The organism is Halobacteriovorax sp. HLS (assembly GCF_004006665.1).
In the GTDB taxonomy this organism is placed as follows: Bacteria; Bdellovibrionota; Bacteriovoracia; order Bacteriovoracales; family Bacteriovoracaceae; genus Halobacteriovorax.
The window spans coordinates 379,029-394,492 of the sequence record NZ_QOCL01000014.1 but is presented as its reverse complement, the minus strand read 5'-3'; the positions used below and the strand labels follow the sequence as shown (position 1 = coordinate 394,492).

Annotated in this window: 16 protein-coding genes; 4 read left to right on the top strand and 12 right to left on the bottom strand. The window is 36.4% G+C overall.

Going from position 1 to position 15,464, the window contains the following annotated elements:
* Window positions 1-59: 59 nt before the first annotated feature.
* From fliM to DPQ89_RS15885, 6 genes are all read right to left on the bottom strand, one after another.
* Window positions 60-1,088, bottom strand: coding sequence for a flagellar motor switch protein FliM (gene fliM / locus DPQ89_RS15910; RefSeq protein ID WP_127718019.1), 1,029 nt, complete (start codon window positions 1,086-1,088; stop codon window positions 60-62).
* Window positions 1,089-1,157: 69 nt separating this feature from the next.
* Entirely contained in the window at window positions 1,158-1,703 is a 546-nt protein-coding gene (fliL, locus tag DPQ89_RS15905; RefSeq protein WP_127718018.1) for a flagellar basal body-associated protein FliL, read from the bottom strand.
* A 290-nt stretch (window positions 1,704-1,993) separates the two neighbouring features.
* Entirely contained in the window at window positions 1,994-2,272 is a 279-nt protein-coding gene (locus tag DPQ89_RS15900; protein WP_127718017.1) for an HU family DNA-binding protein, read from the bottom strand.
* A gap of 131 nt (window positions 2,273-2,403) precedes the next feature.
* On the bottom strand, window positions 2,404-2,844 hold the full coding sequence (locus tag DPQ89_RS15895; protein WP_127718016.1) for a hypothetical protein: 441 nt from the start codon (window positions 2,842-2,844) through the stop codon (window positions 2,404-2,406).
* A gap of 100 nt (window positions 2,845-2,944) precedes the next feature.
* Window positions 2,945-3,736, bottom strand: coding sequence for a thioredoxin domain-containing protein (locus DPQ89_RS15890; RefSeq protein WP_127718015.1), 792 nt, complete (start codon window positions 3,734-3,736; stop codon window positions 2,945-2,947).
* Window positions 3,737-3,790: 54 nt separating this feature from the next.
* Window positions 3,791-4,741, bottom strand: a complete 951-nt coding sequence (locus DPQ89_RS15885; RefSeq protein WP_127718014.1) for a hypothetical protein — start codon at window positions 4,739-4,741, stop codon at window positions 3,791-3,793.
* Window positions 4,742-4,902: 161 nt separating this feature from the next.
* Between DPQ89_RS15885 and DPQ89_RS15880 the strand changes: the two genes are divergently transcribed.
* Complete coding sequence (locus DPQ89_RS15880; protein ID WP_127718013.1) at window positions 4,903-5,571, top strand: hypothetical protein; 669 nt, start codon at window positions 4,903-4,905, stop codon at window positions 5,569-5,571.
* Between the two features lie 52 nt (window positions 5,572-5,623).
* On the opposite strand, the gene DPQ89_RS15875 is transcribed toward DPQ89_RS15880, so the two are convergent.
* Together DPQ89_RS15875 and DPQ89_RS15870 are read right to left on the bottom strand one after the other, a co-directional pair.
* The gene (locus tag DPQ89_RS15875; protein ID WP_127718012.1) at window positions 5,624-6,829 is read right to left on the bottom strand and encodes a SpoIID/LytB domain-containing protein; all 1,206 of its coding nucleotides are present in this window, start codon (window positions 6,827-6,829) and stop codon (window positions 5,624-5,626) included.
* Window positions 6,830-6,895: 66 nt separating this feature from the next.
* Window positions 6,896-7,738: a uracil-DNA glycosylase family protein gene (locus DPQ89_RS15870; RefSeq protein ID WP_127718011.1), complete on the bottom strand. Its 843-nt coding sequence runs from the start codon at window positions 7,736-7,738 to the stop codon at window positions 6,896-6,898.
* Window positions 7,739-7,906: 168 nt separating this feature from the next.
* On the opposite strand from DPQ89_RS15870, the gene DPQ89_RS15865 reads away from it, so the two are divergent.
* Entirely contained in the window at window positions 7,907-8,119 is a 213-nt protein-coding gene (locus DPQ89_RS15865; RefSeq protein ID WP_127718010.1) for a hypothetical protein, read from the top strand.
* 3 nt (window positions 8,120-8,122) lie between these two features.
* On the opposite strand, the gene uvrC is transcribed toward DPQ89_RS15865, so the two are convergent.
* Window positions 8,123-10,027 carry an excinuclease ABC subunit UvrC gene (gene uvrC, locus DPQ89_RS15860; protein ID WP_127718009.1) on the bottom strand — a complete coding sequence of 635 codons (1,905 nt, stop codon included), beginning with the start codon at window positions 10,025-10,027 and terminating at the stop codon, window positions 8,123-8,125.
* Window positions 10,028-10,086: 59 nt separating this feature from the next.
* Between uvrC and DPQ89_RS15855 the strand changes: the two genes are divergently transcribed.
* Window positions 10,087-10,506 (top strand): hypothetical protein, encoded by a 420-nt coding sequence (locus DPQ89_RS15855; RefSeq protein ID WP_127718008.1) that lies wholly within the window; start codon window positions 10,087-10,089, stop codon window positions 10,504-10,506.
* Window positions 10,507-10,990: 484 nt separating this feature from the next.
* Here DPQ89_RS15855 and DPQ89_RS18550 read toward each other — a convergent pair whose 3' ends face one another.
* Window positions 10,991-12,658, bottom strand: coding sequence for a hypothetical protein (locus DPQ89_RS18550; RefSeq protein WP_164848473.1), 1,668 nt, complete (start codon window positions 12,656-12,658; stop codon window positions 10,991-10,993).
* Window positions 12,659-12,838: 180 nt separating this feature from the next.
* On the opposite strand from DPQ89_RS18550, the gene DPQ89_RS15840 reads away from it, so the two are divergent.
* A complete protein-coding gene (locus tag DPQ89_RS15840; protein WP_127718007.1) occupies window positions 12,839-13,429 on the top strand; it encodes a hypothetical protein in 591 nt (196 codons plus the stop codon).
* Window position 13,430: 1 nt separating this feature from the next.
* Here the strand turns inward: DPQ89_RS15840 and DPQ89_RS15835 are convergent, their stop codons facing one another.
* Together DPQ89_RS15835 and DPQ89_RS15830 are read right to left on the bottom strand one after the other, a co-directional pair.
* Window positions 13,431-13,853 (bottom strand): hypothetical protein, encoded by a 423-nt coding sequence (locus tag DPQ89_RS15835; RefSeq protein WP_127718006.1) that lies wholly within the window; start codon window positions 13,851-13,853, stop codon window positions 13,431-13,433.
* Window positions 13,846-15,390 carry a protein-arginine deiminase family protein gene (locus DPQ89_RS15830; protein ID WP_127718005.1) on the bottom strand — a complete coding sequence of 515 codons (1,545 nt, stop codon included), beginning with the start codon at window positions 15,388-15,390 and terminating at the stop codon, window positions 13,846-13,848. Before DPQ89_RS15830 ends, DPQ89_RS15835 begins: the two co-directional genes overlap by 8 nt.
* Window positions 15,391-15,464 lie beyond the last annotated feature (74 nt).

Here is a 15,464-nt window from a genome sequence, read left to right as displayed (position 1 = left end):
CATTTCCCATTGGATTTGATTGATTTTCCATACCTTGATTTAGTTCATCAGACATCTTGCTACTCCTCAGTCGTAACCATTTCTCTTCTAATTGTTTTATCTACTCTTGTAATTTGTACTGCTCTATTACCTTTGTGAGTTCCAATAAGGCATCTCATTTTTTCAACGCCTTCAACCTCAACTCTTACTTCTCCAGAAGCTTCTTGATTAAGAGGAATAATATCGCCCTTCTCAAGTGTAACGAGATCTCCAACCGTTATATTAGTTTCCCCAAGCTTAACTATCATTGTAGCTTTAGCCTGTTTGATATGTTCATTCATAGCATGCGTCCAGATGCTATCGGCCATATCATTATCTGTTTGGAAACTTGAACTTAGTTTTTGTTTAATTGGTTCAATCGTAGAGTAAGGAACTACGATCATTATTGTTCCTGAAGCAGATTCAAATTCAACTTCAAGTGTAGTTGCAATAATAACATCTGACGGAGGAACAACTCCTACGAACTGTGGGTTAATCTCTGTTCTTAAATATTGAGCATCAATTCTATGAACAGGTGCCCAAGCTTCTTCAAGATCACTTAAGGCCATATCCATCACTTTCTTCATAAAAGAAAGCTCAATCATCGTAAATTCTTTACCTTCAATTTTAGTGAATGGTCTATCTGTACCACCGAAGTAAGAGTCAATAATTGCATAGGCTAATTTTGATTCAAATACTAATAACGCAGGACCTCTTAGTTCATTAAAACGCATAATACACATACAAGATGGGATAGGAAGCGTATTAACAAATTCTCCAAACTTTAAAAGATCGGTGGAGATCATTGAAATAGTAGAAATCTTTCTTAGTGAATTTGATAAACTTACTCGAAACGACCTAATAAATCTTTCATAAATAATTTCAAGAATAGGCATTCTTCCACGAATAACTCTATCTTGATTGGTAAGATCATAGGTCTGAATATTGTCATCGGATTCGTCATCACCGCCAAAATCGCCGCCATCGCCACCCATGAGATCATCTGAATCACCATCGTTAACAGCGTTTAATAGAGCATCGACTTCGTCTTGACTTAGGACCTGTGCCATTCTCCCCTCCTGGGATCATTTACAAGTTGATAGGTAAAATCATTTTACCCATTTAAATATTTCTTAAAGCTAGTTTATTTGAAAGCTAACGTAAAATACGTCAATGACTTTCCCATCTACCAAAAAACTATTGATAGCAGCTTTTACTTCTTCTTTTAAGTAATTCTTTCCTTCTGTTTTAAGCAAATCCTCTGCTCTTTTTGAATTCAGAATACTAATAATTGTATCTCTAATCTGAGGCTTTCTTGCCTTAAATTCTTCTTCACTTGATTCTTTATTAAACTTTAAAACAGCATTCAATCTTACAAAACGTCTTGGTCCATCACCTTGAGCTAAGTTGGCCGTAAAGTTATCTAAAGGAAATAAAACTCCATCCTCTTCTCTAGCTTCACCAGTCTCACTACTCTCATCAATCCCCTCTGCTTTATTCTTAAGATCACTCTTAATAATATCCATAGTCGTTTGATTAGAGGACATCTTTACATGCATCTGATATTGATAAAATGCGATAGCTCCAGTTAATATAAACTGAAGTAACATTACAACTGTTAATAGAGGATTCTTTGCGCCACCTGGGTTAGATTTTCCCGAGTCGTTAGCATCTCCATCTGCCATTTTTTTACCTTCCTGGATTCTTTTTAGAGAGTCTGAAATTTAATATTTCTCTTTTATCTACTCTCTGTCAAAAATTATACAGTTTATATGGCCTTCCATCAAGAGACCATTTCATAATTAGGAAAACTTTACCCCATAAAATATATAAGTATTTAATCTTTCATATAGGTGGTGTCAAAATGTTGTCATATTTTTGGTAATGAATAACCGACCAAAGGAGTTTATTGCCGATAAAATAAAAAAGGCCCACTATAGTAGGCCCTATTTCAAATCTATAATAGAAAAGAATTTTACATCATTTCTTTCCAAGCTTTACCTGGCTTAAACTTTGGAAGATTCTTTGCTTTAATCTTTATTTTCTCACCAGTTGCTGGATTTACACCCATTCTTGCTGCTCTTTTAACTTTTGAAAAAGAACCAAAACCGATAAGAGAAACATCTTCACCTTTTTTTACAGTTTTCTTAACAACATCTAAAAGAGTTGAAACAAAAAGATCTGCATCTTTCTTTGTCATGTTGTTCAGTTCTTTAGTTTTTAAAATTTCTTCAATTAATTCTTTTCTGTTCATAAATTCTCCAAAAAGAAAAAAGTTAAATAAGATACGTAATCTTATGTTGTTTGTTTAAAAAATGATGACCTCTAAAAAACCCTTTGACAATGGTTTTCTACAGCTTTTTCAACTTTTTTTATTTTAAAAAATTAATTGATTTTTTCTTGCCAAATATATAATTCTTCCTCTATAGCAATACGAAATGCTTCAAGGAATCGCTTGGAGAGAGTGGCGACTTCATCACTGGCAAGACACTCCCAAAAGATTCGAAGTGCGGTTACAGAAAAACTTCTGTGAAATTCTAAAAGACTTGGTAATTGTTCATCAAATTGATTTACTTCTTCAAGTGTTTCTAAAACATCTTCAAGTTTAAAAAATCTTTCTAAACATACCTTTGGATCTTCAATTTGTAATATCTTCTTAAGCTCAAAAGAAAATGACTTAATAAGTTCTTCAGTATCTAGATAGTTACCAGAGTCAACATCCTCAATTATTTCTCTTAGAGATTTCACCGATTCGTTAACTATCGAAAACGAGTCTTGTTTTAAGAATTTTGGACGATTTAAATTATTGTATGTATTTTCTTCCATAGACTTAGTCTAATGGATTTTTTTATTTTCTACAACTTTGATAGTTTACTGAGCTTAAGACAAAAAAAAGCCCCGACATCCGGGGCCATTAAGAAATTAATTATAACTTAATTTTACCTTTTTCTTTTAACTTTGCGATGATCTTTTCGAAGTGATCAACAGGATAAGCTCCTCTTACAGGTATCCCGTTTAGAAGAAATCCTGGAGTTCCTTGAAAACCAAACTTCGCAGCTTCTTTCATATCATCGTCAACTCTACTAATAACAAACTCAGACTTCACATCTTTTGCAAGCTTAGTCATATTTACACCAAGATCTTTTGCAACCTTCTTAAAGAACGGTTCACCTTTAGCGATTTGTCTTTGCTTAGCAAATAGCTCATCGTGAAATTTAAATGCTTTCTTTTCATCTTGAAGTCTAATTGCTTCGTAGTAGTGCGCAGCAGGAAGGGCTTCTTTATGAAAGCTCAATGGTAAATGCTTATATACAAATTGAATTTTTCCATCATATCTTTTTAATAGTTGTTTAACTGTATCGAATCCTCTTACACAGAATGGGCATTGAAAGTCCGAGTATTCTACTAATGTAAGAACTGCACCTTTAGTTCCTCTAACTGATTCATCTTTTCTAATTTCAGGTTCTAATGGTTTTTCAAATGCTTCTTCAAATTTCTTCGCTTCATCTGACTCTCTTCTCTTTGCCATTTCAGACTGAGCAGATTTAGCCGCTTTTTGAACAGCTTCCATAAAGTCAGCTGGATTTTCCTCTATTACCTCAAAAAGAATTTTTGGATTCTTCTTAATAGCATCAGTAATTTGTTTTTCAGATACACAGCTTGCTAGTCCTAGAAGAACTACAAGAAGTGTACTTACCTTCAATAATCTCTTTAACATTTAATTCCCTTTGTTAGTTAGTCAGATATAATTATTATTATCTTAATCTCGTTCTTAATTTTTGTCAGCATTTACTAGTGTCTTTTGCACTTCTGATAAGTATTTGTTTAACTTTCTGCATTGCGGCCTTAAATAATAAAACCCTATGAGGTGCACTCTTGAGTCGTAGCGTCCTTTAATAAAAGATCTCATTGTTGCAAATATTCCAAAGGCAGGAGTTGCAACTTTATTATACATACTCATCGCCATAATAATATATGCGATAACATGTGTAATTATTACTCCCAATAATATTCCATTTAAAATTGAAGACTGATTTAAAAGAAAATACTGAATTTCTTTTTTCCCAGGTAATATCTCATATGCCATTTGCACCACTTGCTGATGTACTCCACCAATGACCTCATAGAAGAGTATTGCTGTGCAAATTGATGATATTAGAATTAGAGATGAGAACTGAAGAAAAAAACCTTTTTCGAATACAGGCTGGTGAATACGAGTAAACTTCTCAGGGACTTCTATTGGTCCAAGAGTTCCATTTTGTTTCGAAATTTCCACCGTATTAAAAAACCATTCGCTAAAACGAGTAAGTAACTTTAGATCACTAAAGAAGTCTGGATCATAAGTAGATTTCTTTCCCTCTGTCCATGACTCACAGTAATCCCCTATTACTTTAAACGGTCTAAGTAGTAATTCAGAAAGGTATATTCCAAATATAAGGATAAAACTAAAGAATCCAATTAGTATTACTGCATACTCGAATACGTTAGAAAATATATAATCAAAAAAGACTTCGCTAAACTGATCGAAGTTTGCATAACCATTTGCCTTAAAGAACACTAAGTCCATATAGAGAAAGACCCATAGAAATACCATTAAAATAAATAAGGTAAAGAAGGGAATTGAAGCTATTTTGAGGCCATTTATAAGACGAAAACGTACCTCTTCATCATTTTTTAGCTGCTTATAGTTAAATACAAGTTTAAGTAAATTCAAGAACTTCACAATATACCCTTTTCTCTTATATCCTCTAAGTTTACCAAAATACGAGCAATTCAATAGAATTATTTCATCAGGTTTTTTTTTCCTAAAGTAAATCACTCCAATACCCGACAAGACTAAAGTAATAGCATATCGTAGGGTCCATTGACTTTGAGGAGAACGAGATGAAAAAGATATCCGTAAGCAAGTTAGTAACATTTGTCGCAATGACAACTTTGTTATGGTCATGCGGAGATAGTAAGAAGAAAAACTCTGTTAATTCGAGTACCACTGGAATTACTCTTCCTTCAAGCCCTGTTGGCGTTGGACAGACCCAAGTCAGTGCTGGAAACTATGCTTCAATTCTAAATCAAGTTCAATGTCGAACAGGAAACTATAATGGATTCGTAATTGGTAATAGACTTCAAACGGTCTACACTTTCAGTACGCAGGGTGGCGCCACAAATGGATCTAGTCAAACAACGATAAGTGGACAATTCTCTCCAGGAGGAATTGGTGGTTCAGAAGTCTCTAGAGTTTATCTAGGAGTTGGTTATTACGGAGATGTAATGCTAGTTCAAAAGGTGACTCAAGGCTCTCAGGTTATTGGTTATAATGTAATGGTTTCTTACTGTGCCATGACATCATCTTCCGGAGCACCATATATTTCTGATACGAGACCAATCTCAAGCTTTCAAGCAACAATAACTCTCGATGATGAAGTAAGTTGTGGTCACGGTATGGTAGATTATTCATCAACTAGAGCTGTTTCTCAAACAGATCCAAATTACTCGTATCTTCCGGCATTTAATGCAGATACAGTCTTTACAAAAGTTGGATGCGTAAATTTCTAAATTTTAAAAAAATGATAATAAAAAAGGCCTCTAGAAATAGAGGCCTTTTTTATTAATAAGCTTTTTCAATTTTGTGACCGGGAAAATATAAAGCTAAGATCTTTCTATAACTCCATCCCTTTTTAGCAAGGTCAAGTGCTCCTAATTGACACATACCTACTCCATGACCAAGCCCCTTGCCCTTAACAACAAACCCTTTCTTTCTTGAGTTCCAGTTTAGCGAAAAATTATTTGACGGAAAAAGGAACCGACCAAAGAATCTTCTAAAATATGGTTTCTTAACAACAATATGATGAGTTCCCCAATAGAGCCTAACTGAGTTCTTCTCACTCACATCCGAAAGAATTTTTATTTTCTGCTGTCCTTCGATTTTTACAGGAGTATCTATAAGTTTCTTCTTTTGAAGCCAAGATAGAAATGAAACAAATCTCTCATAGGTCACTAATTTATTCCAATCAGGAGTGCCATGTCCGTCACAATGACCAGTCTTTGGGTTTTTATTATAACCACTCACCCTATTTCCCCACACTTGGTCAGGTCTTAGGATTTTTCCTCCGCACTTTGCATGAAAGAAAATAGGAGTTAGCTTTCCTTTTGGAGTAACCAGAACTTCACCCATTGTTTGCTCAGTTGCAAGGTCCGTATTCTTTGTCATATCGAAAAAAGATCCTGAAACCTGGTGCTTCTCGGAACTTTCAATATCATAGTGTGCCTCATGACCTAAGTTTTTTGAGACATGATTAGTTTGCATTTTATGAAGAGCATAAGACCTTGCAGCTACGGCCTGGGCCTTAAGTGCTTCAAGATGCCAGGCACTATTCATTTCTTTAGCTAAGAGTCCACTAATATAATCTTCTAAGTTAGTTTCTTGCACAACATCGCAACTATCGCTCTTTGAGGAAGTCACTATGTCTACAGTTCCCATGTACTTCTTCTTTCCAACAGTAACTAAACCTGTCATAGAATTTAGTGAGGCTAAAAGGACAGGTCCTTTGATTTTTTCTTTATTCTTAAAACCAAATCTATCACAGTTAAACTTGATCTTCTTTCTACCTGAATATCTCTTACTATCTTGATTTAAGTGAATTGTTCTTTTAAGATCTGTTCCCGAAATTGTTACATTTTTTAAAGAGTGATCGACACGAACTCTAACTTTTGGTTCAGGTGAGCCCATGGCCAGATAAGGCGTAATTTCTGCTACAGAATTCAAAGAGAATACTGAGAAAAGTAAAATTAAGACGATGCAATTCTTTTGCAACTAAACCTCATCCTGAGTTAACTACATCTTATTCTATGCTTTTTTTGGAAAGGTCTCAATAAAGAACTATTTCTTTCCTATCATTTCCATTATTTTTTGAAGATCTATCCAGGCCGTTCGCTTCATAGATGGGTTAATCTCTAGAAGTTCAGGGTGAAAAACTGGCACAAACTTAAATTCCTTGCTTTCGCCGGAAACTTCAATAATTCTTTCAAAGCACTGACCATGCACCTTAGAAAGCTTTTCTTTTCGTCCATATAGGAGGTTAGTAGATACGGCCCCTAAAGTTATTACAACATCTGGGGAAAAAGCGACAATTTCTTTCAATATATTTTCACACTGCTCTTGTTCAGACTCTCCAACTAAAGCGCTCCGCAAGAAGTCACCTTCTTCCAGTTTCATCGCAATAATCATTTTTCCAAGCAACTCATTCGGATTATGAGAAAATTTCCAATGTGTATTATCAATATCAAATTTTGTAAGTTGTGATTCCCCAATAATAAGAAGCTTTATATCTTTAAACCTTTCACAGCTATCAAATGAATAAAGCCCGTCTAGTTGCTCAACAATTTCCTTTTTCGTAGCTGAGAGCTTAAAAATCTTACTACTAAGAGTGCTAGTTGATGGACTTTTACCAATAGTTCCAAAGCGAGACTGAATCTCTCCACTTTTTTCTACTTTTTCTTTTAATGATTCAAGAACCTCAACTTTAGATAGAGACTCCTCAGTCGGTACCCTATCTTGTTTAGGCACTATATTAGATTCACGCAACGCAGAAGTCTTCGGAGTCGGTTTTTTAGATATTGCCCAGGGCATTTCTTTAAAAATAGCACCTTTAAAGAACCTAGATATCCCTTCACCTTGCTCAATATTTTTAATATCGGTTCTTAATTTATTATAATCTACCATACTTCTTTCTAATTCCGACTACTTAGGGCGGTTAATAATGAATTGAGCAAATTCTCGCTAGGAAAATTGTCCCAAAAACCAGCACAAACATATCATAAATTAAGCCAACCTCAAAAAAAGACCGAAAAAATTATTAGTAGCTTTGAAAACCTGCAAGGAGAAATTTAAATGGCACTAGAGCAAGACTTCCGCTTCGAAAAATTTGAAGAATATTTTGGTGATGCTGATCAAGTAAAGAAACATATGGATAATTGCAACGTGTGCAATGCTAAATTGGTTCAAACACACCTGTCAGACTTCAAGAATCTTATCGTGCAAGAAACGGCAAGATGTCCAGAATGTGGTCAAGGTAATAAGAAGATAATTCACGTAATAAACTAGATTTTAATTGATGGAGGCCAAAGTTTTAACTATGGCCTTCGCAATTTTATTTTTCACTGAAAAGTAACTCTCTATTTCTTCTACAGAATATTCTTTTAATTCACTAACTGATTTATCTAAAACTCTTAACATATTTTGCTTGGTCTTAGGCCCTACACCTTCAACTTGATCAATCCAGCTTGTAATTAATTTTTTCTTTTCTTCTTTATGATGAAGTCTTCTAGAGAATCGATGGGCTTCATCTCGCATTTGCACAACGATCTTAAAAAGAGATTTACACTTACTTAAGTAATATGGGTTCGATCGTCCAGGAATTATAAGTCTCTCTTCTGTTCGAGAAACTTCCTTTTCTTTGAAACCAGTTTTCTTTTTTTCAACTTTCGATTTAGCGATACCAACAACAGGAGTAGAAAGATCTAATTCTTTTAAGGCCGCAATAAACATATTAACCTGCCCTATCCCTCCATCAACCACAAAAACATCAGGTAGATTACCTTTCTTAAGGCGTCTTTCGATAACTTCTTTCATCATTGCAAAATCATTATTCCCTTCGGGTCTCTCTTGTAAGTGATAATGTCTATATGATGACTTATCAGGCCTTCCATCATGAAAAACTATTTTAGAAGCCGTCGGGGACTTTCCTTGAAAGACTGCAATATCATAACATTCTAAGACAACAGGTCTTTCCTTCAAAGATAGAAGCTCCTTGAGTTTATTTAGTCCGATATAAACACTATCTTCATTTAATACTCGTACTCTCTGATGTTCCATTGCGTGATCTTGAGTAAGCTTCATTAAAGACCGGTATTTTTGACCGGATGTCTTGCACTTTATATTCAAACCTTCAGACTCATTAAAAGCAAGTGAAAGCGTTTTATTAAGCTCTTTATTAAAGTTTGTAATTAGCACCTCAGGTGGCGAATCATAAGTACTTGTGTAGTACTGAAAAATAAATTGTGCTAACTCATCTTCTAAATCATCCAGAGAGTCTAACTTAGGAAAGTGAAAATTCTTATGTCCAAGCAATACGCCTTTTCTCATCATGTACAAAGAAATATCGACTTCAATTTCTCCTACATGGTAAGCAAAGATATCAATATTCTTTGTCTCTCCATGAACTTGAGCATTTTCTTGTTTTGAGAATTCTACAAATTCTTGCAAGACCTTTATATTATCTCTCATCATTGCCGCCGCTTCAAATTGCTCTTCTTCGGCTAAAGTCAACATCCTGCTATGAAGGTTTTCTAAAGCCTCTTTAGGACTTCCTTGGAAAAAACTTAACGCAAGATTTAAGTCTCTTTGATATTGCTCTTGAGTAATTAAACCCACACAAGGAGCGCTACACTGCTTCATCTGATACAATAGGCATGGCTCTTTGCGAGAGAGGAACTCTCTTATAGAGCAATCTCTTAAAGCAAATGACTTAGTTAATATACGTATAACTTCAGAAATATTACTCCCTAGAACAAAAGGTCCATAGACCTCCATACTTTTCTTCTTCTTAGGTCTTCTTTCGTAAACTAGTCTGGCAAATGAGTCAGCCAAGTTGACACAAACATACGGGTAAGATTTATCGTCTTTTAATCGAATATTATATTTAGGGGAAAATTTCTTTATTAAATTATTTTCGAGAACAAATGCTTCTGCATCTGTTTGCGTCATAATGAAATCAAAGTCTTCAATATGGGATACGAGAATCTCCGTCTTAGGAGATTTTGTTGAGTTATTAAAGTAACTACTCACTCGACTTTTTAAATTCTTCGCCTTCCCCACATAGAGAACGACCTCATCAGGTCCTACTCCTTTTTTCATCAGGTAACATCCTGACTTCATAGGTAAGGTTTTAGCTTTTTCAAGTAATTTCATTTGCATCTTTTCATTGCGTTCAGTCTTTACTTTATCATTCACAAAACATATCCTTACACACTTATTATTTCTATTCTATCAGATTTTACAAGGGATTCAGAATGTCAGATTTAAGCGTTGGAAAAGAGGTTCTGTCCTACTGTTCTAAATGTAAACTTACACTAGCACATACTATTGTGGCCATGAAAGATGCACAAACAATTCACAGAGTTGAATGTAGAACTTGTAAAAACACTCATGCTTACAAAGATCCTTCTGCAGTTAAAATGAAAGCTGCTACAAGAAAGAAAACAACTCGTAAAACTTCAAAGTCTACTACATCTGTAGCTGATCTTTGGATGGAAGCAATCAACTCTGCAACGTCGAAGTCTCAACCATATTCTATTAGAGGTAGCTTTGCTCAAGGTGATATTATTGATCACGCAAAATTTGGCCCAGGTGTTGTCGACAAGACAATTGATAGCGACAAGATCGAAGTCATCTTCCGCCATGAAATTAAAACTTTAATCCATAATAAGTAGACCATAAAAAAAAGGCCAAAAGGCCTTTTTTTTTGGTCTACTCTCATATTGATGACAACGAAAAAAACCACTCTATTTACAACCAAAGGCCAAAAGGCCTTTTTTTTTGGTCTACTCTCATATTGATGACAACGAAAAAAAAACCACTCTACTTACAACCAAAGGCCAAAAGGCCTTTTTTTTTGGTCTACTCTCATATTGATGATAACGAAAAAAACCACTCTACTTACAACCAAAGGCCAAAAGGCCTTTTTTTTGGTCTACTCTCATATTGATGATAACGAAAAAAACCACTCTACTTACAACCAAAGGCCAAAAGGCCTTTTTTTTGGTCTACTCTCATATTGATAACAACGAAAAAAAACCACTCTACTTACAACCAAAGGCCAAAAGGCCTTTTTTTTGGTCTACTCTCATATTGATGACAACGAAAAAAAAAAGGCTCCGAAAGGAGCCTTTTATATAAAACTAAATTTTATTAAAATTAGAATCCAGCATAACCACCAACACTAAAGTTAAACCCTAAGTTTCCAGCTCCATACATCGAACCATTTGCATAAGGATTAACATTCGCTCCGCCTCCATAATATGAAGTCTGATACAAGTCTTGAGCTGCATTTTGGTAATTTTGATAAAGGGCTTGATTCGCAGCTTGTCCTGTTATCGCATTACCTTGTGCTCTAGCATAGCCTGCTTGTGACTGCCCTTGAATATCCATTTGCATCTGACGTTGCTGCTGAAGTTGTTGTTGGTACTGAGCATTTGCTCCTCCATTCCATCCTCCAGAATTATTCCAGTAACTACCAGTAGCTCCACCTGATCCCCAAGGATTCATCCCCATTGATCCTGGAACCATTCCTGGGCCAAAGATTCCGCCGCCCATGCCGCCACCCATACCAGGGTAACCCATTCCGCCGCCAATTCCACCACCCATGCCAGGGTAGCCCATTCCGCCGCCGATTCCACCACCCATGCCAGGGTAGCCCATTCCGCCGCCGATTCCACCACCCATTCCAGGGTAACCCATTCCGCCGCCGATTCCACCACCCATTCCAGGGTAGCCCATTCCGCCGCCGATTCCGACATTAATTCCGCCACCCATTCCAGGATAGCCCATTCCACCGCCAATTCCGATGCCGCCACCCATTCCAGGATAACCCATTCCACCGCCAATTCCGATGCCGCCACCCATTCCAGGGTAACCCATTCCGCCGCCAAGACCACCGCCTATACCAACGTTTATTCCACCGCCCATTCCCATGCCAGGACCGTAAATTCCACCACCCATTCCAGGGTAACCAAATCCACCGCCCATACCACCGTACGGGTTCATTCCAATTCCAAATCCTCCAGGGTAGCCCATTCCGCCACCCATGCCACCACCGATGCTAATTCCACCGCTGATACCACCGCCAGGATACATTCCACCACCGCCTCCGAAGAGACCATTCATTGCTCCTAAACCAATTCCAAGACCTAGACCTCCACCGAAGCCCATTCCATTTCCACCACCGAATCCTCCAGAGAATCCGCCACCGAAGTTAGGTCCCATCATACCACCCATAAATCCAGGGCTATACCCTGCGGATAAATATGGATTTCCAAAGCCGCCATAACCATTTCCGGCCATGCCACCAAATCCTCCATACCCTCCAGCTCCGTAGCCACCACCACCATAGCCGCCACCAAATCCAGATCCATTACAAGATCCAGCAAATGACTCTGCTTCTCCAGGTAAGATTGGTGCAGCTCCTCTTTCTGTTGAGTAGTTTAGATAAGAATTAAATCTTGTAGTACATGCTGTATGGCCTGCTTCATATGCATTTGCCCAAGCCTGTTGTCCCTTGTATTGATATTTAGCACCAAAGTAACTTGCCCCTAAAAAGGCCAATGGTCCCGCAATCACTCCAAGAGTTTCTGCTAATTTATTTTGTTCTGGTTGCTGATAGAAGAGACATTCTACACAATCAATTTCACCACCATACTCTGAGGCCATAACCATTTTGTAACACATCTCTTTACTTTCACCAGCGTATTGGCAATCGTTAAAGACTCCTTGGTCAGCAGCTGAAGCTGTCATGACTTGAGTGAGGGAAAATCCCGCAACAACAAGGTAGTGTTTCCAACTTACTTTAGATCTTGAGTGTCTCATCTCTTCTTCTCCAAATCGCAGAAAAGTTCTGCTTTTTATTATATCTCGTCTAATTATCGGGAATTAATTGATAAAACTTTAGGGTTATGGAATAAATAGGGCCAATACACTGATATTACATAAGAAAAATCACAAATATCCACATTTACAGACCCAATAATCAAGGTTAGTTTGAATCATATGGACTTAAGTAGATTATTTGAATGGACTATTTTTTTAGGCATCATTCTATTTGCGATTTACACAATGATAGCTATTAGAGAAGAAAAAGAAGCTTACGTTGAAAATGCAGTAGAATTTGAAATGAAGAACTTTATATTCTTTATTCCTAGTTGGTGGACAAGAACATCAGCTGATGAAGACGAGAACTACGCATCCTTCAAAAGAGCTGATACTCATTATGATTGGAAGGCCGAGCTACAGTGGTTTGACGAAGATTCAGAATTAGAGAAGCTATCAATCGAAGAAATACTAATAAACAAATTAAAAGATCTCAAACTTATGTTTGACCCCGAAGAGTCTCACGCAGGTGTACCTGCAGTGTTTGAGGAGTTCCTCCCTTACAAAGAAGGCCGAATCGACATTATTCATATTGAAGGAACAGCAACAGAAGATATGTCTGAAAGAGTCTACTTCGATGCCTACTTAATCAAAGACTTAATTAATAACTCCTATTTGCTAGCAAAGAGTAGAAGTTCTATTTTAAATGGTGCTGTAGAAGGGCCGTATTTTGAAGAAGTAATGAGAACTTTCGAGTTCTTACATCAATAAATTATTCTTGAGGCTTTAAGGTAAAGTATGCAGCGGCTTTAGTCGTTTTCTTCAGCGAATTTATAGTCACATCAGCTCTAAGATTACTTTTATCAGTAAAGTAATAGGCCATATCAATTGTAACGACATCATTCCAAAAATTTTCTAGAGTCTTATTTTTTAATTGAAATGAACAACCAGTCTCATCTGCCTGAATCACTCCATTTCTTCCTTTTAACCAAGCAGGAGCAGATATTTTTCTCACTTTAAAGTCACACTTTACAGAACTCTCTTTGAAAAATACTTGCAAAAAATAATCGTCATTTTGAGTATATAAAGTAAAGCTCGCCTTATTGGTATCAGAAACTTTTATCTCTCCACCAAAGTATTCTTTAGCAGATAAAGATGAAATAAAAATTAAACAAGCTAGTATTAATCTACTCATGGCACACTCTTGCTGTATTGGTACCACAATGAACTTCCCCACTATTGAGGTGATAATTTAAATCATTTACTAGAGTCGTTTCAACTCCATATTTTTTTAACTCTTTTTCAATGTACTGATCAAATGGTCCAAAGTAAGTTCTTGGAAGAATTGCTCTAGAGGCCCCCGATTCAGGAGTTTGAATAACTCCATTAGTTAACTCAGGCGTATAAGAAAAACCATCTCTAAAAAGAACAGGTACAGAAATTATTTTAGGTTCATTACACTTAGTAGTCTTTTTAAGCTCTTTAACCAAATCTTTAATATTATCTCTTTGCCTATCGTAATTACTATCACTTTGTTCAACATTCACTCTCTTTAGAACAGAAAATACTTTAGAGGAAACAAAGCTCTTAACGTCTTGCCCATTAATACACTGAGAAGCATAAATATTTGCTAGTTCAGTTTTTGAAAACCCTTTAACTTTATTAAATTTATTTTTCAATTTCTCATAATCAAAATCAGAACAATTCTTAGAAATCTCTCTCTTCTTAGCTGCTTCCTTTTCCAATATTTCTACGGCCAATTTAGGATCCGAGGCCAGTATTGCATAATTGCAAGGAGCTGGTGCATTAGTCTTAACAACGTTAAACAATTCATCAATATGCCCAGTCTGAACAAAAGAAATGTCTAAGTCTAATACTCTATTTTTAGAATCTTCAAGAGCATCTTCTTGATCTCGCTGAGTCTTAGTTTCAGCAAAACTTCCCCATGAAGAGTTTGGCCTTTGATAACCGTCTCTTTTTTGAACTCCTCTCAAAAAGGTTCCACCAGGTAAAACCTCAAGATTTCCCCCTGCATTCATATTGCGAGCATCCTTATTTCTCTCCTTCACCATATCAGGAGGAATAAAGTATGGAAGATTACAACTCTTAGCAATCTCACAGGCAACCCTAGCCTCAAGAGACATTCCAGACTCTCTTATGTGCTCTAGTTGATAAATTGCCGGCTTCCCATTAACGCTCGTAAACTGAAAATAATCTTGCATCCACAAGTTCGTGGCCACAGAAGTCTTCGATATAATGACATTCACTCTAGGATTATTGATTACCTTAACTAAATCTGGATGCTCAGAGATAGTTGCTGCATACTTTTGTGGAATAACAATATTTACTTTACTTAGCTCATCTCCCTCAAGCAACTGCTGAGTTAAGTGCTTAACGAAACCTGCGTTCTCCACAAGGTAAGTAACAAAAACTCCTCCACTAGGATAAGTATTATCTAAACCTTTTACTTGATCTTCTCCTTGTGGACACTTGGGCAAATTCTTATAACTTTCGCTTGAAGTGATACATTGATTGGTTGAAACCTGATCAAGAATCCCACTAAGAACTCCTAAGTCTCTTTCCCTACAAGGTAAGCTCACCTCTTCAGCTACAGAACATTCCTTAATAGTTGCAAACCCATTCTTAACCGAAGTGATCGTACCTAGGTTAGTTCCGGCAATAGAAGACGGTGATAGAATTAAGAAAAATAGAATAATTAGTATATGTGGCACATAAACTTATCGGAAAAAAAGAATAAAAAAGTGAGAAAAAATACCGCTCAAGAAAGAGCGGTCAAATAACAGAT

Coding starts and splice junctions, on each gene's coding strand:
- DPQ89_RS18550 (WP_164848473.1), bottom strand. CDS start 12,658: ATGAGACACTCAAGATCTAAAGTAAGTTGGAAACACTACCTTGTTGTT.
- DPQ89_RS15880 (WP_127718013.1), top strand. CDS start 4,903: ATGAAAAAGATATCCGTAAGCAAGTTAGTAACATTTGTCGCAATGACA.
- DPQ89_RS15840 (WP_127718007.1), top strand. CDS start 12,839: ATGGACTTAAGTAGATTATTTGAATGGACTATTTTTTTAGGCATCATT.
- fliM (WP_127718019.1), bottom strand. CDS start 1,088: ATGGCACAGGTCCTAAGTCAAGACGAAGTCGATGCTCTATTAAACGCT.
- DPQ89_RS15855 (WP_127718008.1), top strand. CDS start 10,087: ATGTCAGATTTAAGCGTTGGAAAAGAGGTTCTGTCCTACTGTTCTAAA.
- fliL (WP_127718018.1), bottom strand. CDS start 1,703: ATGGCAGATGGAGATGCTAACGACTCGGGAAAATCTAACCCAGGTGGC.
- DPQ89_RS15865 (WP_127718010.1), top strand. CDS start 7,907: ATGGCACTAGAGCAAGACTTCCGCTTCGAAAAATTTGAAGAATATTTT.
- DPQ89_RS15890 (WP_127718015.1), bottom strand. CDS start 3,736: ATGTTAAAGAGATTATTGAAGGTAAGTACACTTCTTGTAGTTCTTCTA.
- DPQ89_RS15900 (WP_127718017.1), bottom strand. CDS start 2,272: ATGAACAGAAAAGAATTAATTGAAGAAATTTTAAAAACTAAAGAACTG.
- DPQ89_RS15870 (WP_127718011.1), bottom strand. CDS start 7,738: ATGGTAGATTATAATAAATTAAGAACCGATATTAAAAATATTGAGCAA.
- DPQ89_RS15895 (WP_127718016.1), bottom strand. CDS start 2,844: ATGGAAGAAAATACATACAATAATTTAAATCGTCCAAAATTCTTAAAA.
- DPQ89_RS15835 (WP_127718006.1), bottom strand. CDS start 13,853: ATGAGTAGATTAATACTAGCTTGTTTAATTTTTATTTCATCTTTATCT.